Below are 24,108 nucleotides of genomic sequence, written 5' to 3'. Positions count from 1 at the left end.
TTTCAGGGTCCCCGTCGCAGCTCTTTACGTGGCGACACTCGTAAAATTCGCAACTGCTCTCAAGCTTCTTTACGTGCGATGCAAGCCTTTTCCGATCTGTATACGACCTGGTTGAACTGGACGACCCTGCATGCCGTTCAGCCCGCACTGCTGGCCTTGCATCTGTCCTGGTTGCTAAGCCAGGCGCCGGATATCGCCGAGTATTTCCTGCTGACAGTGTTGCAGGTGGCCGTGATCATTTGCCTGCTGCGACCGCTGGAGAACATCTGGCCGGTGGAGCGCTGGGAGCGGCGAACCAGTACGTTTATCGATTTTCGCTATACCTTGCTGAAGCTGTTCGTGATGCTGCCGCTGTTCACGTATCTGGTGCTGTTTCCGCTGAACCAGTGGATGGGAGGCGACAGCGACGGCGATGGCGCGGGGCTGGTCAGTATCCAGGCGGGCGTGCCGTGGCTGGCCCATCACCCGGTCGTGCTGTTCGTGGTGTATTACGCGATCTACGACCTCGTCTACTACCTGGTACATCGACTGCAGCACGCGATTCCCTGGTGGTGGGCGCTGCATAGCCTGCATCACAGCCAGCGCCAACTTAGCTGCTGGTCGAACGACCGCGACAATTATCTTGATGACGTGCTGGAAGCGTTGAGCATCGCCGGCGTCGCTGCGCTGATCGGTGTGTCGCCCACCGAGTATGCCTTGCTGGTGTTGCTGGGCGAGTTGTTGCAGAACCTTGGGCATACCAATATCCGCCTGCACTTCGGCCCGGTGCTGGGCAAGATCCTGGTCGATCCGCGTTATCACCGCCTGCACCACATGCGCGTGGATCCCGAAAGGCCCACGCTGCACGACTGCAACTATTCCTTCGTCTTCCCGATCTGGGACATCCTGTTCGGCACGGCGCTCTTTGGCGAAGCGGCAAGACCCACCGGCGTGTGCGATCCGATGGTGGACGCGGATAACCAGTACGGCATTGTGGGGCAGCAGCTCAGTTCGCTGCGTCGTTTCTGGGGTGCCATCACTTGTCGTGCCGGTTGGATGCCGGGCGACGTGGCGTTCGATGAGCGCTATCGCCCGATCTCCACGCGGCATATCGATCTGCACGAGATGGACATGCGCCATCGCGAATTGCCAGCACACACGGCGACTGCGCCCCAGGGCGCGACTGAGGCGAGGGCGCTTTAGCGTAGCCTGGGCCCCGAGCAAGTCGAAAGCCCGCCTGTGAACGGGCGCAGCGGGCGCCAGGGGAGTCGAGGTGCTGGGGTCGCCGGGTGGCGGCTTTGCCAACGCGTTTCTGAGGCGCGATAGCGCCCCTCTTTTCAGCGGAAGAACGGCCAGGGCGCCAGGAAGATCAACCACATCAGCACCAGCATGCCCAGATACTTGGTTGCGCGGAACAGCTTGGGATGCTTGCGTTTGAACGTGCGGTTACGTTCGCGGCTGCGCTGGTTGAGCGCGAAGACGCGGTTGACGAAGCCGGTCTTCTCTTCGGGCGACTCGGTGTTCGGCGAGGCGGTGATCTTGCCCATGAACGCGCCCACGCGATGATTGATCGCATTCATCCAGCGCGTGCGTAGCGGACGTTCCACGTCGGCAAACAGGATCACCCGAGTCTGGTCCGTCCGGTTCTCGGCCCAATGCACGTAGGTCTCGTCGAAGACCACGTCCTTGCCATCGCCCCAGCTGTGCATTTCACCGTCGACGAAGATGCGGCACTCCTCCGAATTGGGCGTGATCAGGCCCAGGTGATAGCGCAATGAGCCGGCAAACGGATCGCGATGCGGATTGAGCTTGCTGCCTGGCGGCAGCAGGGCGAACATCGCCGCCTTCACGCTCGGAATCGAATTGAGCAGGGCGACCGTCTTGGGACACAGCGTTTCGGCGGAGGCCAGCGGTTCGCCATACCACTTGAGATAAAAGCGTTTCCAGCCCTGCTTGAAGAAGCTGTTGAAGCTGGCGTCGTTGTTCTTCTCCGCGGCGCGGATATAGCCCTCGTCGAACAGGTGCATGGCCTCTTCGCGGATGGTCTGCCAGTTGGCCTGCAGCAGGTCGAGCTGCGGAAAGCCGCGGCGATCAAGGATCGGTCGCGCCGGCACCGCCGAAAACGCGTACATCAGCAGGTTGTACGGCGCGAACACCGCGGAGTGGTCCACCAGCTGGCGGTCGAAGCGCAGGCGGCTGCGGCCGCGCAGGTGCACCAGCAGCACGCAGAAGGTGAACAGCAGGACCAGGATCAAGAGCACAAGGCGCGGAGCAAGAATCATGGGAAAGCGCGGCCAGTGGGCGGAAAGCCCTCATTCTACTCCTTGACCGAGGCGATCCATCCGACCGGTTCAGCGGCCGTGCGGGTTGGGGCGTCCCCCCGTGGATCAGTGGCCGAGCACGTGCACGGGTCCGCCACCGGGCCGGTAGCTGCGCTCCAGCGCGCGGTGGACGTAGGCCACGGCGCGGCGCACAGCTGAGCGTGGTGCCTGTCCCTTGGCGAGTTCGGCGGCGATCGCGGAGGCCAGCGTGCAGCCGGTGCCATGGCCTTCGATGGGCATGCGCGGATGGCGAAGCTCCATCACGCCGCGGTCGTCGTAGTAACGGTCCACCACGTCGCGTTCGTCGGCATGGCCACCCTTCAGCAGGACGCTGCGGGCGCCGAACCCCAACAGGGCTTCGCCAGCGTGATCGAAGTCCTTGGGCGTACGTAGCTTGCGGCCAAGCAAGGCTTCGGCTTCGGGCAGGTTGGGGGTAAGCACGTCCGCCAGTGGAATGAGTTCGTCGACCATGGCTTGCACGGCGTCGGTATCCAGCAGGCGTGCGCCGCTGGTCGCGATCATCACCGGGTCGACCACCAGCCATGCCGGTTGGCGTACGCGCATTTCCTTCGCCACCAGGCGAGTGACCGCGGCGCTGCCCAGCATGCCCGTTTTCACGGCGCCGATCGGAAAATCGTCGAACACCGCGGCAATCTGGCTCTGGATGTGCTTGAGCGGCACGCTATGCACCGCTGTGACGCCACGCGTGTTCTGCGAGGTGATCGCCGCGATCACCGAGAGCCCGTGCACGCCGCGCGCGTGGAAGGTTTTCAGGTCGGCCTGGATGCCCGCACCACCGCCGGAATCGGATCCGGCGATGGTGAGGGCGATGGGTGGTGCGCTACGTGACATCGGCAGAGCTTATAGCGCCTCCGACGCGAAGTCCGCCAGGCGCGAGCGTTCGCCGCGGCGCAAGGTGATGTGCGCCGAGTGATCCCAGTGCTTGAAGCGGTCCACCGCGTAGGTGAGGCCGGAGGTGGTTTCGGTCAGGTAGGGCGTGTCGATCTGCTCCACATTGCCCAGGCAGATGATCTTGGTGCCGGGGCCGGCGCGGGTGATCAGTGTCTTCATCTGCTTGGGCGTCAGGTTTTGCGCCTCGTCGATGATCAGGTAGCGACTCAGGAAGGTGCGCCCGCGCATGAAGTTCATCGAGCGGATCTTGATGCGCGAGGCCAGCAGGTCGTTGGTGGCCTGACGTCCCCAGCTGCCACCTTCCTGGGGGTTGGTGAGCACTTCCAGGTTGTCGGTGAGCGCGCCCATCCACGGCGTCATCTTCTCTTCCTCGGTACCAGGCAGGAAGCCGATGTCCTCGCCGACCGAAACGGTGGCGCGGGTCATGATGATTTCGCGGTAGCGCTGCTGGTCCATCACCTGCGCCAGGCCGGCAGCGAGCGCCAGCAGCGTCTTGCCGGTGCCGGCGGTGCCGAGCAGGGTGACGAAATCCACATCCGGATCCATCAACACATTGAGCGCGAAGTTCTGTTCGCGATTGCGTGCAGCGATGCCCCACACGCTGTGGTTGGCGTGGCTGTGGTCATCCAGCAACACCAGGGTGGCCTTGGCGTCGTCGACGTGGAGCACGCGCATTTCGACGCTGTTGTCGCCGGGCAGGAACAGGCACTGGTTCGGATACCATTCCTCGTCCTTGTGCCGGTCCAGCTTGTAGTAGGTACGGCCGCGCTCGTTCCACGACTGCACTTCGGGATGGCGGTCCCAGAAGTCCTCGCTGAGTTCGGTCGAGCCGGTGAAGAGCAGCGCGAAGTCGTCCAGCGCGCGATCGTTTTCGTAGTCTTCCGCGTGGATGCCGTAGATCTTGGCCTTGATGCGGAGATTGATGTCCTTGGTGACCAGCACTACCGCGCGATCGGGATTCTGGTCGCGCAGTTCGATCACCGCCGACAGGATCTGGTTGTCCGCCTTCCCGTGGCCGTTGGTGGTGCGCTGCTGGAAATACAGGCGGCCCACCGCGGTGCCGCGCTTGAGATTGATGCCTTGCGGATTGGTCAGCTCCAGGCCATTGCTGATGCCATGGCCATTGCCGCGTTCGATCAGCTCATTGAGAAAACGGCTGACCTGGCGACCATTGCGGGAGACTTCCGAGGCGCCCTTTTTCTTTTCGTCCAGTTCCTCCAGCACGGTCATGGGGATGAAGACGTCGTGCTCTTCGAAGCGGAACAGCGAGGTCGGATCGTGCAGCAACACATTGGTGTCGAGAGCGTAGATGCGCTTGCTTCCGGTCATACGGAAGTAACCTCTTCAGAGTGCGAGGTGAATGAATCGCGGCATGCGGTATACCGCGGGGAGCCGGCCTCGGCGGCCGGGGTGCCGTCAACCACGCCAGTCGTCCATCCGGGAGGACGGTCGCTGGCGTGGCGGGAAGGGCGGGAGGCAGTCACTTGGCGGGGATGGCATCGAGCACGGCTTGGGCATGGCCAGGAACTTTCACGCTGCGCCATTCCTGCACCAGCTTGCCCTCCGGATCGATCAGGAAGGTACTTCGTACGACACCCATGTGACGTTTTCCGTACAGCACCTTCTCGTGGATCACGTCGAAGGCCTGGCACCAGGTTTCGTCCGGATCGGAAACGAGCGGGAACGGCAGCTCCTGCTTGGTGGCGAAGTTGGCGTGGGACTTCACCGAATCGCGCGAGACCCCGATGATTTGCGCGTGGCGCTTCTGGAAGGCCGGATAGAGATCGCGGAAGTCTTTTGCCTCGTTGGTGCAGCCCGGGGTGCTGTCCTTGGGGTAGAAATACACCACCACCCACTGGCCTTTGAGACTGTCGAGTTTCAGCTCGCCGCCGTCGCCGGTGGAGCCTTTGAGCTTGGGGACTTTTTTGCCGACTGCGGGCATGGGTTCTCCGGCGAAGCCGCGGGCGGCTTCGACTGGTGGCTGGCGAGAGGGAAAGGCAGGGCGGTGAAGGCTGACGCGCGGGCGGGGGCGGTGCGCCTAACGATCGGTGCTGCTCGACCCGCCTGCTGCATGCGCGTACTCCAGTGCCTTCTGGAGATAGAGACTAACGCTTACAGCGACGGATAACAGCCCTTGCAAGGTGCTGTGCTGGGCGGCATTCTCAGCGATCTGGGGGCGGTCGCCAAAATCGCACTCGCGCGCCCCCCGCGGACCTTAAAACTTCACCGGGTCCATGATGGCGTCCAGATTCAGGCCATCGCAGAATTCCAGGAAATCATCGCGCAGCGCAGCGATATGGGTCTGCGCCGGAATGCCGATGGTGATCTGCGCCTGGAACATTTCCGCACCGGTCTGCATGGCCTGGTAACGCAGCGAGCTGAGCTGCTCGATGACGATGTCGCGGCGATCGAAAAAGTCGATGATCTTCACCAGGATGCCCGGCCTGTCAGCCGAGATCACCTCGATCAGATAAGGCAGCAGGTGCGAATGATGTTCCCGTGGTCCGGTGCGGTAGTGGACCAACCGCAGCTCCTCTTCGCGCGCCAGCTTGGTCAGTGCCGACTCCAGCTTGGCCACCGCGTCCCAGGCGCCGGTGGCGAGCAAGGTCAACGAGGTATCCGAGCCAAGCGTCGATACACGTGCGTCAGCCAGGTTGCAACCGGCCTCCGCAATGCGCCGGGCCAGCGTCAGCAAAGGGGTTCGTGGGGCTGGGGTCAGCGTCTGGATCAGCAGCTGATTGTCAGTGCCGGTTCGCGCGGAGGAACGATTCAAGGAAATCCACCTGTGGCAACCCCCGTACGCCGCGGGGTGGCGGTTGACTGCCCGAGCTTACTTGCCGCCACTGGAAGGCCGCAAGTAAGGCCTTGTCGCATGGCATGGAGGGGGCGCCGCGGGTGGGCATGGCGTGCGTCGATGGCGCGGGCTGGCCCCATCGACCCGCGTGGCGGGCGCCCGCGCCAGGCTTGAGCGCCGCGGTGGGGCGCAGGGATCGGCCGCTAAGGCCCTGTATTGGCCGGAGAAGGATTTCCGGTAACATGCTGGGCTTGATTTTCAGCCGGAGCCGGTTTTGGACATTCGCGGAAGCATCTGTGCACTGGTCACGCCGTTCGCGGCGGACGGGGCGCTCGATCTGGCGGCATTCGGGCGGCTGCTCGATTACCAGCTCGAGGGTGGCACGGAAGGCGTCGTGGTCGCCGGATCCACCGGCGAGGCACACATGCTTGAGCACGACGAATACGAGCGTTTGCTGGCCTTCACGGTCGAGCGCGTCGCGGGTCGCATGGCGGTGATCGCCGGTACCGGCGAGGCGGGCACGGCCAAGACGGTGGCGCTGACCCGTCGGGCCAAGGCGCTGGGCGCCCAGGCAGCGCTGGTGGTGGCGCCTTACTATGTACGCCCGACCCAGGAAGGGCTGCGCCGGCACTATGTGGAAGTGGCGGAGCAGGGCGGCCTGCCGGTGCTGCTGTACAACGTGCCCACCCGCACGGCCTGCGACCTGTTGCCGGAAACCGTGGCGGCACTGCGCGACCATCCGTCCATTGTCGGGATCAAGGAAGCGGTCAGCACCGACGAGCGCATTCGTGCCTGTGCGGAACTTGCGCGGCCGGATTTCGTCTATCTGTCCGGTGATGACGGCACCGCCGCCAAGGCCATGTTGGCCGGGGCGGCTGGTACTATCTCGGTGGTAGCCAATCTGGTGCCTCGCGCGTTTCGTATGTTGTGCGACGCGGCCACGGCGGGCGACCGGCTCGAGGCCCAGCGCTGTGATGCAGTGCTGGCACCGCTGGTGGAGGCGCTCAATTGCGCGCCAAACCCGATCGCGGTGAAGGCTGGCTTGCCATCGTTGGGGCTGGGTACGGCGTCGCCACGTCTACCCTTGGTTGAACTGGAAGACGGTCCTGACCGCGCGCGACTTCGCGAAGCGCTGGCGGGTCTGGCATCCTTGGCGAATGCGGCCTGACGTTTTGGCCAACTGATACTCCTACGGAATTTGCTTACATGAAGAAAACCCCGCTTGTCGTGGCCTTGCCGGTTTTGGCCGTTTCCGCCTTGCTGCTCTCCGGCTGTGGCATGTTCCGTTCGCACAAGGCCTGGGAAGCGGCCAAGCAGGAGTCGCCGCTGGAAATCCCGCCGGGCCTGGACACGCCATCCACGAGCGCTGCCTTGGTCATTCCTGAGCCGGGTGCCAACAACCCGACCTCCAATGGCGCGACGGCCCATCTCGGCAAGAGCGGTGGCACTATCGCTGACGGCTTCGTGCTGAACGACAATGTCGACAGCACCTATCGCCGCGTGAGCCAGGCGCTGGAAAAGGGCGATATCGGCGAGGTGGTTGCGCATGACGACGCATTGCGCACGTTCACCTTGAACGTCATCGCCTCGGACGAGCCTACCGCCAAGAAGGGCTTCTTCAGCAGCATGTTCAACGGCAAGTCGAAGCAGACGGCCGACGCGCCGGGAGCAGCCCCGCATCAGGTGCAGCTGACCGTCGGCGGCAGCGGCGAAAAGGCCAGCGAAGTCCGCGCCCAGGGCGATGCCGCGGCGGTGGCCAAGGTGGTCGATACGCTCAAGTCGCGCCTTGGCGGTACCTGAGTAGCGCAGCCTTGACCACGAAAACGCCGCCCTCGGGCGGCGTTTTTTTTGTCGGATGGGTGGGATTTGCGTGGGCGGCGCGGGCCCCGGATGGGAGCTTCAGCGCTCGAGCAGGTCGAGCTTACCGGGCTTGTTTTCCCAATCCTTGGCGTCCGCCAGGCCATCCTTGCGCTCGGTAATCACCGGCCAGCTCTTGGCCAGATCCGCATTCAGCGCCACGAAGGATTCCTGCCCGGCAGGCACGTCGTCCTCGGGGTAAATGGCATTGATCGGACATTCCGGCTCGCACAAGGTGCAGTCGATGCACTCGTCCGGATTGATCACGAGGAAGTTGGGACCCTCGTGGAAAGCGTCAACAGGGCAGACCTCGACGCAATCGGTGTACTTGCACTTGATGCAGTTATCGGTGACGACAAAGGTCATGCTGTCGCGCGCCTATGCTGGAAGCCGGGGCCCGTGCCAGGCCGGAAGTGGCGCTCCCTACGAGGTTCGAACTCGTGTTCCCGCCTTGAGAGGGCGGTGTCCTAGGCCACTAGACGAAGGGAGCGAAATGCACCGGAGCGCGCTAGTATATCGGAATTGTTTCGCCCGGCAATGCCCGAGGACGCATTTTGTCCGGCCGTGAGGAACGATTCCGCCTGGTCCGTGAAGCCAGGGCGGGCATGGAGGCGGCGCCTGGCGCCGCGACTGATCGCTTTGAATGGCGCCACGCGCCGCAAGGATCCACACCGCTTGAATCACGACGCAAGGACCAACGCCACGGCTGCACTGCGCATCATTCCGCGCGAGCAACACGTGATTTCGCGCAAGAACATCAGCAAGGCAGCGTTGCGCGTGCTGTATCGCCTCAATGAGGCCGGTTATCAGGCCTATCTGGTGGGCGGTGCCGTGCGCGATCTCCTGCTTGGTGGGCACCCGAAGGATTTCGACGTCGCCACCAACGCCACGCCGGAAGAGGTAAAGAAGCTGTTCCGGAACTCGCGCCTGATCGGACGTCGTTTCCGCCTCGCCCACGTGGTGTACGGACCCGAGATCATCGAGGTGGCCACGTTCCGCGGCACCGGCGAAGAGGACGCCAGCGCAGGCGATCGCCACATCGTCGATGGTCGCATCGTGCGCGACAACGTATGGGGCAGCATCGAAGAGGATGCGATACGCCGCGACTTCCGCGTCAATGCGCTCTATTACGACATCAGTGATTTCTCGGTGCGCGACTACGTCGGCGGCATGCAGGACGTGGAGAACCGCGTACTGCATCTGATCGGTGATCCTGCCACCCGCTACCGCGAAGACCCGGTGCGCATGCTGCGTGCTGTTCGCCTCGCCGCCAAGCTCAATTTCCGCATCGATGCCGCCGCCTCGGCGCCATTCGCCGAGCTGGGCCCGCTGTTGGCCGATGCGGCGCCGGCACGGCTGTTCGATGAGTCGCTCAAGCTGTTCCTGGCCGGTCACGGGCTCAAGAGCTTCCACATGCTGGAACAGACCGGACTGTTGAAGTTCATGTTCCCGGCGACGGCGCGCGCGCTCAAGCGGGGCGACAAGGCCTTGCGCGCCCTGATCGAGCAGGGGCTCGCCAATACCGATGCACGGCTTGCCGAAGGCAAGTCGGTCACCCCTGCGTTCCTGTTCGCCGTGCTGCTGTGGGGAGAGGTGCGCGATCTGGCGCACACCTGGATCACCAAGGGTATGGAAAGCACGGCAGCGTGGGATCGCGCGGCCGCGCAAGTCGTCGCCGAACAGTGCCAGCGCGTGGCGATACCTCGCCGTTTCACCCTCACCATGGAAGAGATCTGGGCGTTGCAGCCGCGTTTCGAGCAGGTCCAGCGCAAACGCGTGTTCCGCCTGATGACGCACCCGCGCTTTCGTGCCGCCTTCGATTTCCTGTTGTTGCGCGCGGCGGAGTCGCCGGCGATCAACGAACTGGGACAGTGGTGGGCGCACGCGCAGCAATTGCCCCATGAGACGCTTGCCGCCGCGCTGGCCGGCGTGCCGCAGGGCAGTGTCGCTGAGCCCGCTGCTGCCGCCGCGAAGCCGCGCAAGCGCCGCCGTCGCAAACCGGCGGGCAAATCGGGTCATAAATCGGATTCGGTGTGACCGCAGCCTTCATTGCACTGGGCAGCAATCTGGGTGATGCGCGTGCGCAGGTGCTGGCCGCCTTTGACGCGCTGGCGAGCTTGCCGGGCACGCAGCTGCGCGCCCGCTCCCAGCTTTACCTCACGCCGCCGTGGGGTGTGCTGGATCAGCCGTCGTTCGTCAATGCCGTGGCGCTGGTCGACACGACGCTGACGCCCCACGAGCTGCTGGATGCGCTGCTGGCGATCGAGCGAGCCGCCGGGCGAGTGCGCGACGGAGAGCGCTGGGGACCGCGCACGCTTGATCTGGACGTGTTGCATATGGACGCCATCGTCATGTCGGACGAGCGCCTCAGCCTGCCGCACCCGCGCATTCGTGAGCGCGCCTTTGTCTTGTTGCCGCTGCACGATCTTGCAGCGGAGCTTGTTTTGCCGGGGCAAGGACGCGTCAAGGATCTGCTTGCCGCCCTGGACGTCGCCGGATGCGAACGCCTGCCTTGAGCCTTTCACGTCGAGCGCGGGATAATCGGCGTCCATTTCCGCTCTGAGGAATTGTTGTGTACGCGCAAAAAGCGAACGCACCCACACGCAAGCCGGTCACCGTACCGTCGCTGCGCGCGATGAAAGCGGAAGGTCGTCGCATCGTCATGCTTACCGCCTATGACGCCACGTTTGCGACGCAGCTGGAACTGGCGGGAGTCGATATCGCCCTGGTCGGCGATTCGCTGGGCATGGTGATCCAGGGGCATTCGAGTACCTTGCCGGTGACGCTCGACCACATGGTCTATCACACCAGCATCGTGGCGCGTGGCCTTTCCTCGACCTTGCTGGTGGCGGACATGCCGTTTATGGCCGATCGCGACGTGCCTCATGCACTCGAGGCTGCCGCCCAGCTGGTGAGCGAGGGTGGTGCCGCGATGGTCAAGATCGAGGGCGCTTCGCCGCATATCCTGGAGGCCATCGAAGCCCTGGTGGAACGGGCGATTCCGGTCTGCGCGCATCTCGGCCTGACGCCGCAGTCGGTGCACAAGTTTGGCGGCTTCCGCATCCAGGGGCGCGAGCAGGAAGCAGCCGACCACATGGTGGCGCAGGCGCAAGCGGTGGAAGCGGCAGGTGCTGCCCTGCTGGTGCTCGAAGGGATTCCGACGGCCTTGGGCGAGCGCATTACCCGCGCCGTGTCGATCCCCACCATCGGGATCGGTGCCGGCCCGCATTGTGACGGCCAGGTCCTGGTGCTGCAGGACATGCTGGGCATCACGCCGGGCAAGCGTCCGAAGTTCAGCAAGGATTTCCTCGCAGGACGCGATTCGGTGGCCAAGGCCATCGCCGCCTACGTCGAGGATGTGCGCACTGGCGCCTTCCCGGCTCCTGAACACTGCTTCGAATGAAGCCAGAGCCCCCCTAGAGCAGAGCAGACATGCAGACTGTGCAAGACGCCGCGGCATTGCGCGCCATGATCCGCGGTTGGCGCGGGCAGGGCCTGACCGTGGGTTTCGTGCCCACCATGGGCAACCTGCACGCCGGCCACCACTCCCTGATCAAGCTGGCCCGCGCCCGCGCCGATCGGGTGGTCGCCAGCGTGTTCGTGAATCCCACCCAGTTCGGTCCCAACGAGGACTTCGAGCGTTATCCGCGCACGCTCGTGCAGGACCAGGGTGGACTGGCCGAGCACGAGTGTGACCTGCTGTTCGCGCCGGAAGTGGCCACCATGTACCCGTTCGGTGCACAGAACAGCGTCAGCATTCACGTGCCCCAGCTCACCGAGACGCTGGAGGGGGCGCATCGGCCCGGCCATTTCGATGGCGTGGCGACGGTCGTCTGCAAGCTGTTCAACCTGGTCCAGCCCGACCTTGCCGTGTTCGGCCAGAAGGATTTCCAGCAGCTCAAGGTGATTGAGCGCATGGTGCGCGACATCTCGCTGCCGGTGAAAATCATGGCGGCGCCGACGCTGCGCGCCGACGACGGCCTGGCGCTCAGCTCCCGCAACCAGTACCTGTCGGCCGCCGAGCGCGCGCTGGCGCCCCAGGTCTATGCCACGCTGCAGCAGATGCGCGACCTGATCGCCAAGGGCCACGCCCGTACGGTGGTGGAGCAGGCGGCGGCGTCCAAGCTGGCGCGGGCTGGCTTCGATCCGGACTATGCGGCGATCCGTCGCATCGAGGACCTGGCCGAGCCGGCCGACGGCGAGCGCGAGGGCCTGGTGGCCCTGATTGCGGCCCGTCTGGGCCAGACCCGCCTGATCGACAACTTGCCGTTCGACTGAGCGTCCCCATATTGCCGTCGAAAGCAGGGCAATGTTGCGATGCGGCGTTGCCCCGCTGGATAATATCGAGCTACGCGGGCTGTACCTGCCGGAAACGAAGTCATGAATCTGAACATGCTCAAGGCCAAGATCCACCGTGCGACGGTGACCCACGCCGAGCTCCATTACGAAGGCTCCATCGCGATCGACGGCCTGCTGCTCGATGCCTCCGGCATCCGCGAGTATGAGCAGATCCATGCGTGGAACATCAACAACGGCAAGCGCTTCGTCACCTACGCGCTGCGTGCCGAAGAGGGTTCCGGCATCATCTCGGTCAACGGCAGTGCGGCCCACCGCGCCCAGCCGGGCGACCTGGTCATCATTGCCGCCTTCGCCCAGCTGTCCGAGGCCGAAGTCGAGCAGTTCCAGCCGACCCTGGTCTACGTGGATGCGGACAACCGCATTTCGCACACCAACCGCTCGATTCCGAAGCAGATGGCCGCCGCCTGACAGGCCGCGCCCGGCTGATGGCCGGGCTGACCGCAGTGCAACATTGGTGCTGGCATCGAGGGCTGGGAGCTGCGTAAGATCGGCGTTCCCTCCCTCCACGCATGAGAGCCCATGTCGCCCGAGCGCCGTTCGTCCTTCCTGGCAGAGCATGTTGACCGTCTTGCACGCACTCATCTGCGTGACTTGCTGAAGGACACCGCGCGCGGCAAGCGCCTGCGGCACCGGGCTGGCCCGATCCTGTTGGATCTGAGTCGCCAGAAGCTGGATGAGGCGGCGCTGGAAGCGCTGGGCGCGCATGTCGAGGCCAGTGGCTGGCAGGCCGCCCGCGACGCCATGTTCGCGGGCGCATCGATCAATACGTCCGAACAACGCGCAGTGCTGCATACGGCGTTGCGCGCCAGTGGCTCGCAACTCGCCTCGCCAGCGCCGCGTGAAGCGCTGGAGCAGATCGAACAGGCACTGCAGCGCATCGGTGCCCTGGTGCAGGCCGTCGGGCAGGGCGACGCCTCCCCCTTCGGCGTCGCGCCCGGTATCACCGACATCGTCAATATCGGCATTGGCGGCTCCGACCTGGGGCCGCGCTTGGCCGTGCGTGCGTTGGCGCCGTTCCACGTGCCGGGCCTGCGCAGTCACTTCCTCACCAATGTCGATGGTCAGTCGGCCTACGAATTGATGCATACGCTCGATCCCAGGCGCACCCTGGTCATCGTGGTCTCCAAGACCTTCACGACCCAGGAAACCCTGCTCAACGGCGGTGTGCTGCGCGACTGGATCAGCCGCGCCTATGACGGCGACGCCGAGGCTGTCGCGCGCCATTTCCTCGCCGTGAGTGCCAATGTGGCCGCCGCGGAGAGCTGGGGCGTGCCGGCGGCGCAGGTGTATCCGATGTGGGACTTCGTCGGCGGGCGTTTTTCCTTGTGGTCGGCCGTCGGCCTGTCCCTGGCCCTGGCCATCGGCATGTACAACTTCCGGGCCTTGCTGGCCGGTGCCGCCAAGGTCGATGACCACTTCCGAAGCGCGCCCTGGCAGGAAAACCTGCCGGTGCTGCTGAGCCTGGTGGAACTGTGGAATCGCAATGCCCAGGGCCGCAGCAGTCGTGCCGTGGTGCCGTATGCGGATCTGCTGACCGATCTCACCTCCTACCTGCAGCAGTTGGAGATGGAGAGCCTGGGCAAGCAAGTCACGCCGCAAGGGCAGCCGATCACCCAATCGACCTCGCCAGTGGTGTGGGGCAGCGTCGGCACCAATGCACAGCACGCCTATTTCCAGGCGCTGCATCAGGGCACGGACGTGGTGCCGCTGGAATTCATCGGCGTGGTGAGGCCGGCGCACGACTTGCAGGCGAATCACGACGCCTTGCTGTCGAACCTGCTGGCGCAGGCCGCGGCGTTGGCACTGGGCAAGACCTTTGATGAAGCCTTGGCGGAGGCCAAGGACGGCGACGAATCGGCGCGGCGTGTGCTTGCGGCGCAGCGCACCTTCCCGGGTGATCGCCCGAGCACGGTGATCATGCTCGATGCGCTGACGCCAGAGAGCCTGGGTGCACTGATCGCGCTGTACGAGCACAAGGTGTTCATGCTCGGTCACCTGTGGGGCATCAATGCGTTTGACCAATGGGGCGTCGAGTTGGGCAAGTCGATAGCACGGCAAATCCTGCCGGCGCTGGATGGCAGCCTGGACGACACGGCTTCGTTTGACTCAGCGACGCGCGCCTTGATCGAGGCCATCCACGAGCGCCGCACGAAGCAGCACGAACGCAGCTGACAGGTGCCTAGGCCTGCGCGGAATGCCGCGCCAGCGCCCAGGCGACGTGTTCCCGCACGATGGGCGAAGCGTGTTCGGCGCGGGATAGCAGCGCTTGCCGCACGGCGTCCGTGTGCGGCGCGTTGCCAAGCGCGACTGCGATATTCCGCAGCCAGCCCTCGTAGCCGGTGCGGCGTATCGCCATGCCTTCGGTGCGTTGCAGGAATTCCTGTTCGCTCCAGCCGAACAGCTCGATGAGCTTGGCCCCATCGAGTTGGTGGCGTGGTGCGAAATCCGGCTCGGTGGCGTCCTGCGCAAACTTGTTCCACGGGCAAATCAGCTGGCAGTCGTCGCAGCCGAAGATGCGGTTGCCCATCGGCGCGCGCAGTTCCTCCGGGATGCTGCCGCGCAGTTCGATGGTGAGATACGAAATGCAGCGGCGCGCATCGAGCTTGTACGGTCCGACGATGGCCTGGGTCGGGCAGATGTCGATGCAGCGCCGGCAGCTGCCACAGTGCGCGCTGGCCGCTTCGTCGACCGGCAAGGGCAGGTCGGTGTACAGCTCGCCGAGGAAGAAATACGAGCCGGCCTGGCGATTGATCAGCACCGTGTGCTTGCCGATCCAGCCGAGCCCGGCATTGCGCGCGATCGCTTTTTCCAGCACCGGGGCGGAATCGACGAAGGCGCGGTAACCGAAATCGCCGATGGCTCCATGAATGCGTTCGGCCAGCTTCTGCAGCCGGTTGCGCATCAACTTGTGGTAGTCGCGTCCCAGCGCATAGCGCGCCACGTAAGCGGCCTCGGGTTCGTCCAGCACGTTCCACGCGTTGCGTGTCCCTGGCGGTACGTAATCCATGCGCACCGAGACCACGCGTACGGTGCCTGGCTCCAGTTCGTGCGGGCGACTGCGCTTGTCTCCGTGACGCGCCATGTAGTCCATCTCGCCGTGGTGACCGTCATCCAGCCAGCGCTTGAGGTGGAGCTCGTCTTCGCCCAGATCCGTCCCGGCGATGCCGGCATCGGCAAAACCCAGCTCACGCGCCCAGCGTTTGATGTCGAGGGCGAGCGCTGCGTAGTCGGGTGGGTCAAGGGACGTCGCGGACATGCGCCTATTGTAGGTGCTCCAGGCATAGGTCCTGCGGCAGCCATGCCTATAATTCACCGATGACCGCCAGCGACCACCGCCACGAGCTTTACACCGTCGACCAGGTGCGCGCGCTCGATCGCCGCGCGATCGACGCACTGGGCATCCCAGGCTACGAACTGATGCAGCGCGCCGCGGCGGCAGCGCTGGTGTGTCTGCGGCAGCACTGGCCGCGGGCGAGGCGGATCGCGGTGTATTGCGGACCTGGCAACAATGGTGGCGATGGATTCTTGCTGGCTGCGCTGGCGCACGAGGCAGGCTTGCATGCCGACGTGATCGCCCTGGGCGAGAGCCAGGGCGACGACGCGGTGCGTGCGCGCCGCGAGTTCGAACTGGGCGGCGGCACGGTGCATCCGTGGCAGGGCAGTGGCGAGCTGCCCCTGGCGGACGTGCAGGTCGATGGTTTGTTCGGCACCGGGCTGCGGCGCGCGCTGGCGCCCGACGTGGCGCAGCTGGTGCGCCAAATGCAGGCCCGCGGCGCGCCGATCCTCGCGCTGGATGTGCCGTCGGGCGTGAATGCCGATACGGGCGAAGTGCCGGGCGAGTCCGTGCAAGCGGATGTCACCGTCACCTTTATCGCCGCCAAGCGCGGCCTCTACACGGCGCAGGCGCCGGGTTACGCGGGACAGTTGCAGTTGGAGCCGCTGGGCCTGCCCGAGTCGCTGTGGCACGGATGCCGCGCGGACGCCGAACTGCTGCGGGTGCAGACCCTGGCTCCGCGCCCGCGGCAGGTGCACAAGGGCAACAACGGCCACGTGCTGGCCATTGGCGGCGACCACGGCACGGCAGGGGCGATTCGCCTGTGTGGCGAGGCTGCCCTGCGTGGTGGTGCGGGCCTGGTCAGCGTGGCGACCCGCAGCGAGCATCTGGTAGCGCTCAATAGCGCGCGGCCGGAATTGATGGCGCATGAGGTGAATGGGCCACAGGCGCTGGCGCCCTTGCTCGAGCGCGCCACCGTGCTGGCACTGGGGCCCGGTTTGGGACAAGGCGCCTGGGGCCACGCGCTGTGGCTGACCGCACTGGAGTCCGGGCTGCCCCTGGTACTCGATGCCGACGGCCTGAACCTGCTGGCGCGTGAGCCGCGGCAGCTGACCGGGCGCGCCGTGCTGACGCCACACCCGGGTGAGGCAGCGCGCTTGCTGGGCTGCGATACCGCGAAGATCGGCGCCGACCGTTTCGCGGCCGCGCGCGAACTGGCACGCCGTTACGGTGCGATCGTGGTCCTGAAAGGCGCTGGCAGCCTCGTGGCCGAACCCGAGGGGCGCGTGGCGGTATGTCCCTGGGGCAATCCCGGCATGGCTTCCGGTGGCATGGGCGACCTGCTGACGGGCATCATCGCGGCCTTGCTGGCCCAGGGCTGCGAGGCATGGCAGGCGGCCTGCCTCGGCGTGGGACTGCACGCGCGCGCGGGTGACCTGGCGGCCCGCAAGGGCGGCGAACGCGGCCTGCTCGCCAGCGATCTGCTGGAGCCCCTGCGGCTCCTCCTCAACGGAAAGGGCGCCTGATGGATCACCACTGGGAGCTGGCCGACGAAGCGGCTACGGCCGCGCTGGCCCGACAGCTGGCCGGCGTGCTCGATGAGGGGCTGGTGGTCTACCTGCACGGTGACCTGGGGGCCGGCAAGACCAGCTTCGCGCGAGCACTGCTCGGCGCGCTGGGCGTCGGCGAGCGGATCAAAAGCCCTACCTACAGCCTGGTCGAGTCCTATCGCGCCCAGGGTCGGGCGGCCTGGCACCTGGATCTCTACCGCATCGCCGATCCGGGCGAGCTCGAATGGCTGGGTCTGGATGCGCTGTCCGACCCCGCGGCCCTGGTGCTGGTGGAATGGCCTGAGCGAGGCACCGGCGCCCTGCCGACGCCCGACCTGATCCTGCACCTGAGCTACGCCGGCAGTGGTCGGGCCGCTGCCATGGAAGCGCGTACGGAGCGCGGCGCGAGAATCGTGTCCCGGCTGTCCTGAGCACGGCCCGTAGGCCGCTTGGCGCGGCGCTTTTCAGCTAAGTATCGGTACTGCTTGAGATTTTTCTTCCTGGCTTGCATCGGCAGGAAGCCTTCAGTTTGCGTGGCTTGCGGCCGATAGCTGGAGGTGATCTGACAAAACACCTGCAGGTTATGGATATTCAAAGGAAAACATCTTGCAATCGGCAGGCGAGTGGGCTTCAATTCCGCACCATGAAGGGATATAGGACGCATCCTGCTTTGCTCGGTGCCATGGCCTTGATGGCCCTGGTGCCCGTTTGCGTTGCGCGTGCGGCCGATGTGAAGTCCGCCCGCGTGTGGGCGGGCCCCGAATACACCCGCGTCGTGCTCGATGTGTCCGGCCCGGTGACCTACAAGGTCAAGCAGGACGGCGACCAGCTGACGGTCGACGTCAACGACAGTTCGATCAGCAGCGATTTCAGTTCTCCCTCCGCCCAGGGGCTCTACAAGGGGCTCAGTGGCGAGCGACAGGGCAGCAATGTCCGGCTCACGGCGAAGATCGACCCCTCCAGCAGCATCAAGAGCTTCCTGCTGAAGCCGCAGGCGGACTACGGCTACCGCCTGGTGGTGGATCTTTATCCAGGCAGCGGCGTGGCATCCAAGCCTGTCGCGCGCGGGTCGGACGACGACGGCCCGGCGGCGGTGGCCGCCGCGCCAGCCGTATCGGCGCCGGATCCGGCACCGACCTACACGCCGGCGCCCGCGCGCAGCGGGGGCAAGTCCGGCCTCAAGCCCACCCAGAGCGGCATGGCTTCCACGCGGGCGGCAGCGGCGTTGTTGAACGGCGAGCGCAAGGTGGTGATTGCGGTCGATGCCGGCCATGGCGGCGATGATCCGGGCGCGCATGGTCCCAGCGGCACGCTGGAGAAAAACGTCACCCTCGCGGTCGCGCGCCAGTTGGCGGAACAGATCAACCAGCAGCCCGGCATGCGTGCCGTGCTGACACGCAGCACGGACTTCTTCATCCCGCTGGCGCAGCGTTACCAGATCGCGCGCAACAACTCCGCGGACCTGTTCATCTCGATCCACGCCGACGCCTTCGTCAATGGCGACGCCAGGGGTTCATCGGTGTGGGTGTTGTCGCCGCGCGGCAAGACCAATATGGCGGCCCAATGGCTGGCGGACGGCCAGAACCGCGCCGACCTGATCGGTGGCGTTACGCTCGACGACAAGAACGACGGCCTGGCCGCCGTCTTGCTGGACCTGCAGCAGGGCTATTCCATGCAGGCCAGCGAGTCGGTGGCCGGCAACGTGCTGAGCGCCCTCGGCAATCTCGGCCCGACCCATCGTGGCTACGTGGAGCGCGCCAACTTCGTGGTGCTGCGTTCGCCCGACGTGCCGTCGATCCTGGTCGAGACCGCCTTCATCAGCAATCCGGACGAGGAGCGCAAGTTGCGCGATCCCGCGCACCAGGCGCGCCTCGCCACGGCCGTGATGAGTGGCGTGCGCAGTTACTTCGAAGCTACGCCGCCGCCTGGTAGCTGGTTTGCCGCCCAGGCGGCGCGGCGCAGCGGCGTGGCGCTGGCATCCTCGAAGAACAGCGATGACGACACCTCGGCCCGCGCCAACAAGGCGGTGGCGCAGGCGATGGCCTCGTCCAGCCAGGGTTCCGGCGGCGATGCAGCAAGCGCCGACGATGGCGTGCGCGACCTGCACCGGGTCGAACCCGGTGAGAACCTGCGCAGCATCGCCCGCCAGTACGGCGTCAGCATCGATGCGTTGAAAAACGCCAATCGCATCAATGGCGAGAGCGGCGTACGCGTAGGCATGGTGTTGACCATTCCCGCGAGCTGAGCGAAGTCGCGGCAAGCGCAAGCGTAGCCTTGGCGCCTTTTCACCCCTTCCTCCACCCCACCTATCCGTCATCCCAGCGGAAGCTGGGATCCAGCGTCTTTCGCTCTGGCGAAGCGTCCAGGGCAAAAGCAAAGTCACTGGATCCCAGCTTTCGCTGGGATGACGGTGAGGAACGAGGGGAGTCGTGAATGGGCTTCGGGGCGGCGCTCCGCTTTCGCCCGTGAGGGTCAGGCTTTAAGCTTCGCCGATGCCTGTCATCCGTGCCCTTCCTCCCGAACTCATCAACCAGATCGCCGCTGGCGAGGTGATTGAGCGGCCTTCGTCCGTGGTGAAGGAGCTGGTCGAGAACAGCCTCGATGCCGGTGCCACCCGCATCGAGGTCGACATCGAGCAGGGCGGCGCGCGCTTGATTCGCGTGCGTGACGATGGCTGCGGGATTGCAGCGGATGAGCTGCAGTTGGCTGTGGCCTCGCATGCCACCAGCAAGATCGGCAGCTTCGACGATCTTGAGCATGTCGCCAGCATGGGATTTCGCGGCGAAGCGCTGGCCTCGGTGTCGTCGGTGGCGCGTTTCGCGCTGACCTCGCGCGCGCAAGGGCAGGACACTGCATTCCGCATCGAAGTCGATGGCGGCAAGATGCAGGCCGCGCGCCCTGCGCAGCATCCGCAGGGCAGCAGCGTCGAAGTGCGCGACCTGTTCTACAACGTACCCGCACGCCGAAAATTCCTGCGCGCGGAGCGAACCGAGTTCGCGCATATCGACGACCTGCTGAAGTCGCTGGCGCTGGCACGTCGCTCGGTGGAATTTCGCCTGAGCCATAACGGCAAGCCCGTGCGCATACTCAAGGCGGCACGCGACGAGGGCGCGGCATTGCAGCGCGTGGCCGAGGTACTGGGCGAAGAGTTTCCGCAACAAAGCCTGCGTGTCGATCACGCGGCGGCAGGTTTGCACTTGTCCGGCTGGGTTGGCTTGCCCACGGCGTCTCGTTCGCAGGCGGATTCGCAGTACTTCTACGTCAACGGGCGCCTGGTGCGCGATCGCATCGTGGCTCATGCCGTGCGTCAGGCCTATGCCGATGTGCTGTTCCACGGTCGTCACGCCGCGTTCGTGCTCTACCTGGAACTTGATCCGGCCGGCGTCGACGTGAACGTGCATCCCGCCAAGCACGAAGTGCGTTTCCGCGAGCAGCGGCTGGTACACGACTTCCTGTTCCGCACACTCCATGAGGCGCTGGCGCAGACGCGAGCGGGGCACGTGGGGCTGCCGATGCAGGAGGCCGCTGCGGTGCCGACGCCGTCGTACGGCTTGTCATCCTTGCCCACGCATGCGTCTTCGGCACCGGCGTGGCCGAATTCTTTCAGCCAGAGCCGGCTCAGTCTCGGCGTGCGCGAGGAGCCACTGGCGGGCTACGCTGCCTTGCTGGGTGAGCCGGCCGCCGCGCAGGCGCCATTGGCTTACGCGGCGAATTCGCCCATGCCCGAGGCGGCGGATGACGAAGCGCCGCCCTTGGGCTTCGCCATCGCGCAACTCAAGAGCATCTATATCCTCGCCGAGAATGCACATGGCCTGATCCTGGTCGACATGCATGCCGCGCATGAGCGCATCACCTACGAAAAGCTCAAGGCGGGCCGGGCCTGCAGCAACCTGCGCTCGCAGATGATGCTGGTGCCGCTGAACGTGGCCGTGAGCGCGAAAGAGGCTGCCGCCGCCGAAGAGCACGCGGATGCGCTGGCCGAATGGGGCCTGGAGTTGTCGCGCAGCGGTCCGTCGGGCGTGGTGGTGCGGCGGATTCCCGCCTTGCTGGAAGGCGCCGACGTTGCCCAGTTGTGTCGCGATGTGCTGGCCGAACTGGCCCAGCACGGCAGTTCGCGGCGCCTGCAAGAATTGGAGAACGAACTGCTTTCCACCATGGCGTGCCATGGTTCGGTGCGGGCAGGGCGGCGCCTGACCATTCCGGAAATGAATGCCTTGTTGCGTGAAATGGAAACCACCGAGCGATCGGGACAGTGCAACCATGGGCGCCCGACCTGGACGCAGTTGAGCCTGCCCGAGCTGGACAAGCTGTTCCTGCGCGGTCGTTGAGCCGGCCCTGGCGCGCTTGCCACATCGCCAAATGGACGGCCATACTCGGATACTGATGTCGACGGGGCCTGCCATGTTGCGTACCGCCGTTTTTGCTTTCGTCTTGAGCCTTGGAGTTGCCGCCGTGCATGCCCAGAATTCCTCCGCCGCCGACCCGGCCGATGTCTCGCAACAAGTCCTGCAGTGGCAGCAGAAGCGCCTGGCCAGCCTCACCGCACCCAACGGCTGGCTGAGCCTGGTCGGCCTGGAATGGTTGAATGAAGGTGCCAACCGGGTCGGCAGCGCGGCCGACAACGACATCGTGCTCAAGGTGGGTCCTGCCCACCTTGGCGTGGTCACCCTGGGCAAGCAGGGCGCGATGCACATCGTGCTCGACCACGACAGCGGCGCCACCATCGATGGCAAGCTCGTGCATGAGGCCGATCTGGTCGACGACATGCACGCCAGCGCAGCCTCGCCGGCGACGCTGGTGGCCTTCGGTTCGGCCAATTTCTTCGTGATCGATCGCGATGGGCGTAAGGGGTTGCGCGTCAAGGACAGCCAGGCCGAGACGCGCACGCATTTCCTCGGCCTCGATTATTTCCCGATCGATCCGTCGTGGCACATCGTTGCCGACTGGGTGCCGTTCGACCCGCCGCATGAGCTGGAAGTGGGCTCCGTGCTCGGCACCATCAACAAGGAAAAAGTGCCAGGCAAGGCCGTCTTCCAGCGTGATGGCCATACTTACGAGCTGCTGCCGATCCAGGAAGAGCCGGACTCGCTGTTCTTCGTGATCGCCGATCGCACCTCCGGTCATGAGACCTACGGCGCCGCGCGATTCATGTACGCCGACCTGCCCAAGGATGGCAAGGTCGTGCTTGATTTCAACCGGGCGTATAACCCGCCGTGCGCATTCACGCCGTATGCGACCTGTCCGCTGGCGCCGCCGGAGAATCGCCTGGATCTGCGCGTGACCGCTGGCGAGAAGAACTACCGCGGCGGGCACTGATACGGGGCTTGGGTAACTGGGCCGGGTAGCGGGGTACCCCGCTTGCCCGGCCCTGCTCTGGCAGGCTCAGCGACCGTGGAACACAGCCTTGCGCTTCTCCAGGAACGCCGTGGTGCCTTCGCGCATGTCCTCGGTGGAGAAGGCGAGGGCAAACGCCTGCGTCTCGAACTCCAGCCCCTGATCGATGGTGGTTTCGCCACCCTGCAGCACCGCATCCAGGATGGCGGCCGCGGCCAATGGCGCCGCCTGGGCGAGCTGGTCGGCCAGGCCGTCTACCGTCTCATCCAGCGCTTCGGCCGCCACCACGCGGGTGACCACCCCCAGCTCGTACGCACGCTGGGCGTTGATCAGGCCGCCGCTCAGGCACAGCTCCAGCGCCGCGCCACGACCGGCGAGGCGAAGCAGGCGCTGGGTGCCGCCAAAGCCCGGGATCAGGCCGAGATTGATTTCCGGCTGGCCAAACTTCGCCTTCTCGCTGGCGATGCGCAAATGGCAGGCCATCGCCAGCTCCATGCCGCCGCCGAGGGCGAAACCCTGGATGCGCGCGATGACGGGTTTGCCCAGGCGTTCGATCAGGCTCATCAGGCGCTGTCCGGTGCGCGAGAAACCCTGCGCCTGCACCGGGCTGTAGCCATGCATTTCGGCGATGTCGGCGCCGGCCACGAACGCCTTCTCGCCCGCACCGGCCAACACGACCACACGCACGGCGTCGTCCTGGGAGGCCTGGGTGAAGGCCAGCGTCAGTTCGTTGAGTGTTTCGCGATTGAGCGCGTTGAGCTTGTCCGGACGATTGACAGTGATCGTGCGAACCGCGCCGCGGTTGGCGATTTCAAGGTTTCGATAGGCCATGAGGAAATCCGGCGGGGAAAACAGGCATAGTACCAGTGGGAACCTTTGTCGCCCCCGGCGTTCTCAGCAGGGACGCCGGATTTGCCGGTGTTCGCTGCACGATCCGCCCGGACCGCTTACGATGGTGGAGTTCCGGCTGCAATGGAGATAGGCATGGCACAACTGCGTTGGCTGGCTCTGGGCGTCCTGTTATGGGGTGCGGCAGTGCATGCGCAGGACAACGCGGCATCGCGCGATGCCGCTTCGACCAAGCTCGACAAGAGCAAGCTTTCCTATGCCATTGGATTCCAGATCGGCAGCCAGTTCGCCAATGGCGATCCGGATATCGATATTCCGACGCTGCAGCGAGCGATCCAGGACGCCTACTCGAAGAAGCGTCCCAGCGTGTCGATGCAAGACATGCATGATCAGCTGCAGATGCTCGACGAACAGATGCACGCGACCGCGATCGCCGAATTCAAGCGCATCGCCGAAAGCAATGCGCGCAAGAGTGCCGATTTCATGGAGCGCAATCGCCAGCAGTCGGGCGTGGTCCAGCTGCCGTCCGGCATCCAGTACGCGGTGATCAGGAAAGGCGAGGGCAGGATCAGTCCCACCGTGACCAGCATGGTTACGGTGAATTATCGCGGCATGCTGGTCGACGGCACCGAATTCGACAGTACCTGGGCGCGCGGTGCGCCGGTTCATTTCGAGGTCGACAAGGTGATCCGCGGCTGGCAGGACGTGATTCCGCGCATGCACGTGGGCGACCGCTGGAAAGTGGTGATTCCGCCGCAACTGGCCTATGGCACGCACGGCGCCTTGCCGCGCATCGGGCCAAACGAGGCGCTGGTGTTCGAGATCGAGCTGCTTGAGATCCAGCAGTGATGCCCTCCAGCAGTGACGCACCGCCCTGCT

At 65.2% G+C, this 24,108-nt stretch carries 23 protein-coding genes and 1 tRNA gene; 15 read left to right on the top strand and 9 right to left on the bottom strand.

Translation table 11 applies throughout. The features are described 5' to 3' along the window. Positions 1 to 78 precede the first annotated feature (78 nt). On the top strand, positions 79 to 1,182 hold the full coding sequence (locus OUZ49_RS10590; RefSeq protein ID WP_266150352.1) for a sterol desaturase family protein: 1,104 nt from the start codon (positions 79 to 81) through the stop codon (positions 1,180 to 1,182). Positions 1,183 to 1,316: 134 nt separating this feature from the next. Here OUZ49_RS10590 and OUZ49_RS10585 read toward each other — a convergent pair whose 3' ends face one another. From OUZ49_RS10585 to OUZ49_RS10565, 5 genes are all read right to left on the bottom strand, one after another. Then, a complete protein-coding gene (locus tag OUZ49_RS10585) occupies positions 1,317 to 2,261 on the bottom strand; it encodes an aspartyl/asparaginyl beta-hydroxylase domain-containing protein (RefSeq protein WP_266150351.1) in 945 nt (314 codons plus the stop codon). Positions 2,262 to 2,366: 105 nt separating this feature from the next. Further along, positions 2,367 to 3,152, bottom strand: a complete 786-nt coding sequence (gene thiD, locus OUZ49_RS10580) for a bifunctional hydroxymethylpyrimidine kinase/phosphomethylpyrimidine kinase (protein WP_266150350.1) — start codon at positions 3,150 to 3,152, stop codon at positions 2,367 to 2,369. A gap of 9 nt (positions 3,153 to 3,161) precedes the next feature. Continuing rightward, positions 3,162 to 4,541, bottom strand: coding sequence for a PhoH family protein (locus tag OUZ49_RS10575; RefSeq protein WP_266150349.1), 1,380 nt, complete (start codon positions 4,539 to 4,541; stop codon positions 3,162 to 3,164). A 151-nt stretch (positions 4,542 to 4,692) separates the two neighbouring features. Continuing rightward, positions 4,693 to 5,154: a peroxiredoxin gene (locus tag OUZ49_RS10570; RefSeq protein ID WP_266150348.1), complete on the bottom strand. Its 462-nt coding sequence runs from the start codon at positions 5,152 to 5,154 to the stop codon at positions 4,693 to 4,695. A gap of 273 nt (positions 5,155 to 5,427) precedes the next feature. Then, positions 5,428 to 5,991, bottom strand: a complete 564-nt coding sequence (locus OUZ49_RS10565; RefSeq protein ID WP_266150435.1) for a glycine cleavage system transcriptional repressor — start codon at positions 5,989 to 5,991, stop codon at positions 5,428 to 5,430. A gap of 289 nt (positions 5,992 to 6,280) precedes the next feature. Between OUZ49_RS10565 and dapA the strand changes: the two genes are divergently transcribed. Further along, a complete protein-coding gene (dapA, locus tag OUZ49_RS10560; protein WP_266150347.1) occupies positions 6,281 to 7,174 on the top strand; it encodes a 4-hydroxy-tetrahydrodipicolinate synthase in 894 nt (297 codons plus the stop codon). Between the two features lie 38 nt (positions 7,175 to 7,212). Then, on the top strand, positions 7,213 to 7,806 hold the full coding sequence (locus OUZ49_RS10555; protein WP_266150346.1) for a hypothetical protein: 594 nt from the start codon (positions 7,213 to 7,215) through the stop codon (positions 7,804 to 7,806). A gap of 99 nt (positions 7,807 to 7,905) precedes the next feature. On the opposite strand, the gene fdxA is transcribed toward OUZ49_RS10555, so the two are convergent. Both fdxA and OUZ49_RS10545 read right to left on the bottom strand, forming a co-directional pair. Next, positions 7,906 to 8,229: a ferredoxin FdxA gene (fdxA, locus tag OUZ49_RS10550; protein ID WP_266150345.1), complete on the bottom strand. Its 324-nt coding sequence runs from the start codon at positions 8,227 to 8,229 to the stop codon at positions 7,906 to 7,908. Between the two features lie 48 nt (positions 8,230 to 8,277). After that, a tRNA-Glu gene (locus OUZ49_RS10545) sits at positions 8,278 to 8,353 on the bottom strand. Positions 8,354 to 8,538: 185 nt separating this feature from the next. Between OUZ49_RS10545 and pcnB the strand changes: the two genes are divergently transcribed. The 6 genes from pcnB (at position 8,539) to pgi (ending at position 14,394) form a co-directional block, all read left to right on the top strand. Further along, positions 8,539 to 9,900: a polynucleotide adenylyltransferase PcnB gene (gene pcnB / locus OUZ49_RS10540; RefSeq protein ID WP_266150344.1), complete on the top strand. Its 1,362-nt coding sequence runs from the start codon at positions 8,539 to 8,541 to the stop codon at positions 9,898 to 9,900. Further along, positions 9,897 to 10,379 (top strand): 2-amino-4-hydroxy-6-hydroxymethyldihydropteridine diphosphokinase, encoded by a 483-nt coding sequence (gene folK, locus OUZ49_RS10535; RefSeq protein WP_266150343.1) that lies wholly within the window; start codon positions 9,897 to 9,899, stop codon positions 10,377 to 10,379. The genes pcnB and folK overlap by 4 nt, the downstream gene beginning before the upstream one ends. Positions 10,380 to 10,435: 56 nt before the next feature. After that, positions 10,436 to 11,266, top strand: coding sequence for a 3-methyl-2-oxobutanoate hydroxymethyltransferase (gene panB / locus OUZ49_RS10530; protein ID WP_266150342.1), 831 nt, complete (start codon positions 10,436 to 10,438; stop codon positions 11,264 to 11,266). A gap of 29 nt (positions 11,267 to 11,295) precedes the next feature. Continuing rightward, entirely contained in the window at positions 11,296 to 12,141 is an 846-nt protein-coding gene (gene panC / locus OUZ49_RS10525; protein ID WP_266150340.1) for a pantoate--beta-alanine ligase, read from the top strand. A 102-nt stretch (positions 12,142 to 12,243) separates the two neighbouring features. Further along, positions 12,244 to 12,630 (top strand): aspartate 1-decarboxylase, encoded by a 387-nt coding sequence (gene panD / locus OUZ49_RS10520; protein WP_111983712.1) that lies wholly within the window; start codon positions 12,244 to 12,246, stop codon positions 12,628 to 12,630. Positions 12,631 to 12,741: 111 nt separating this feature from the next. Then, the gene (gene pgi / locus OUZ49_RS10515) at positions 12,742 to 14,394 is read left to right on the top strand and encodes a glucose-6-phosphate isomerase (RefSeq protein WP_266150339.1); all 1,653 of its coding nucleotides are present in this window, start codon (positions 12,742 to 12,744) and stop codon (positions 14,392 to 14,394) included. Positions 14,395 to 14,401: 7 nt separating this feature from the next. On the opposite strand, the gene queG is transcribed toward pgi, so the two are convergent. Continuing rightward, positions 14,402 to 15,478 carry a tRNA epoxyqueuosine(34) reductase QueG gene (gene queG, locus OUZ49_RS10510; protein WP_266150337.1) on the bottom strand — a complete coding sequence of 359 codons (1,077 nt, stop codon included), beginning with the start codon at positions 15,476 to 15,478 and terminating at the stop codon, positions 14,402 to 14,404. A 59-nt stretch (positions 15,479 to 15,537) separates the two neighbouring features. Between queG and OUZ49_RS10505 the strand changes: the two genes are divergently transcribed. From OUZ49_RS10505 to OUZ49_RS10485, 5 genes are all read left to right on the top strand, one after another. Next, a complete protein-coding gene (locus OUZ49_RS10505; RefSeq protein WP_266150336.1) occupies positions 15,538 to 17,022 on the top strand; it encodes an NAD(P)H-hydrate dehydratase in 1,485 nt (494 codons plus the stop codon). Then, a complete protein-coding gene (tsaE, locus tag OUZ49_RS10500; protein ID WP_266150335.1) occupies positions 17,022 to 17,477 on the top strand; it encodes a tRNA (adenosine(37)-N6)-threonylcarbamoyltransferase complex ATPase subunit type 1 TsaE in 456 nt (151 codons plus the stop codon). Before OUZ49_RS10505 ends, tsaE begins: the two co-directional genes overlap by 1 nt. Before the next feature lie 212 nt (positions 17,478 to 17,689). Then, a complete protein-coding gene (locus OUZ49_RS10495) occupies positions 17,690 to 19,291 on the top strand; it encodes an N-acetylmuramoyl-L-alanine amidase (RefSeq protein WP_266150334.1) in 1,602 nt (533 codons plus the stop codon). Positions 19,292 to 19,538: 247 nt separating this feature from the next. Then, positions 19,539 to 21,374 (top strand): DNA mismatch repair endonuclease MutL, encoded by a 1,836-nt coding sequence (gene mutL, locus OUZ49_RS10490; protein ID WP_266150333.1) that lies wholly within the window; start codon positions 19,539 to 19,541, stop codon positions 21,372 to 21,374. A 73-nt stretch (positions 21,375 to 21,447) separates the two neighbouring features. After that, positions 21,448 to 22,362, top strand: coding sequence for a DUF1684 domain-containing protein (locus tag OUZ49_RS10485; protein ID WP_266150332.1), 915 nt, complete (start codon positions 21,448 to 21,450; stop codon positions 22,360 to 22,362). A 66-nt stretch (positions 22,363 to 22,428) separates the two neighbouring features. Here OUZ49_RS10485 and OUZ49_RS10480 read toward each other — a convergent pair whose 3' ends face one another. Next, entirely contained in the window at positions 22,429 to 23,211 is a 783-nt protein-coding gene (locus OUZ49_RS10480; protein ID WP_266150331.1) for an enoyl-CoA hydratase-related protein, read from the bottom strand. Positions 23,212 to 23,364: 153 nt separating this feature from the next. Here OUZ49_RS10480 and bamJ point away from each other — a divergent pair, with 153 nt between their 5' ends. Continuing rightward, a complete protein-coding gene (bamJ, locus tag OUZ49_RS10475; RefSeq protein ID WP_266150330.1) occupies positions 23,365 to 24,078 on the top strand; it encodes a BamJ family beta-barrel-assembly machinery protein in 714 nt (237 codons plus the stop codon). Positions 24,079 to 24,108 lie beyond the last annotated feature (30 nt).

The sequence above is a fragment of the Dyella halodurans genome (assembly GCF_026283925.1).
Lineage (GTDB): Bacteria > Pseudomonadota > Gammaproteobacteria > Xanthomonadales > Rhodanobacteraceae > Dyella > Dyella halodurans.
Note: the sequence above shows the minus strand (reverse complement) of the source record. Positions and strands in the feature narration are given on the sequence as shown.

Coding starts and splice junctions, on each gene's coding strand:
- tsaE (WP_266150335.1), top strand. CDS start 17,022: ATGGATCACCACTGGGAGCTGGCCGACGAAGCGGCTACGGCCGCGCTG.
- OUZ49_RS10555 (WP_266150346.1), top strand. CDS start 7,213: ATGAAGAAAACCCCGCTTGTCGTGGCCTTGCCGGTTTTGGCCGTTTCC.
- OUZ49_RS10590 (WP_266150352.1), top strand. CDS start 79: ATGCAAGCCTTTTCCGATCTGTATACGACCTGGTTGAACTGGACGACC.
- OUZ49_RS10575 (WP_266150349.1), bottom strand. CDS start 4,541: ATGACCGGAAGCAAGCGCATCTACGCTCTCGACACCAATGTGTTGCTG.
- OUZ49_RS10485 (WP_266150332.1), top strand. CDS start 21,448: ATGTTGCGTACCGCCGTTTTTGCTTTCGTCTTGAGCCTTGGAGTTGCC.
- OUZ49_RS10585 (WP_266150351.1), bottom strand. CDS start 2,261: ATGATTCTTGCTCCGCGCCTTGTGCTCTTGATCCTGGTCCTGCTGTTC.
- panD (WP_111983712.1), top strand. CDS start 12,244: ATGAATCTGAACATGCTCAAGGCCAAGATCCACCGTGCGACGGTGACC.
- OUZ49_RS10570 (WP_266150348.1), bottom strand. CDS start 5,154: ATGCCCGCAGTCGGCAAAAAAGTCCCCAAGCTCAAAGGCTCCACCGGC.
- fdxA (WP_266150345.1), bottom strand. CDS start 8,229: ATGACCTTTGTCGTCACCGATAACTGCATCAAGTGCAAGTACACCGAT.
- OUZ49_RS10480 (WP_266150331.1), bottom strand. CDS start 23,211: ATGGCCTATCGAAACCTTGAAATCGCCAACCGCGGCGCGGTTCGCACG.
- OUZ49_RS10505 (WP_266150336.1), top strand. CDS start 15,538: ATGACCGCCAGCGACCACCGCCACGAGCTTTACACCGTCGACCAGGTG.
- bamJ (WP_266150330.1), top strand. CDS start 23,365: ATGGCACAACTGCGTTGGCTGGCTCTGGGCGTCCTGTTATGGGGTGCG.
- queG (WP_266150337.1), bottom strand. CDS start 15,478: ATGTCCGCGACGTCCCTTGACCCACCCGACTACGCAGCGCTCGCCCTC.
- panC (WP_266150340.1), top strand. CDS start 11,296: ATGCAGACTGTGCAAGACGCCGCGGCATTGCGCGCCATGATCCGCGGT.
- mutL (WP_266150333.1), top strand. CDS start 19,539: ATGCCTGTCATCCGTGCCCTTCCTCCCGAACTCATCAACCAGATCGCC.
- pgi (WP_266150339.1), top strand. CDS start 12,742: ATGTCGCCCGAGCGCCGTTCGTCCTTCCTGGCAGAGCATGTTGACCGT.
- thiD (WP_266150350.1), bottom strand. CDS start 3,152: ATGTCACGTAGCGCACCACCCATCGCCCTCACCATCGCCGGATCCGAT.
- OUZ49_RS10495 (WP_266150334.1), top strand. CDS start 17,690: ATGAAGGGATATAGGACGCATCCTGCTTTGCTCGGTGCCATGGCCTTG.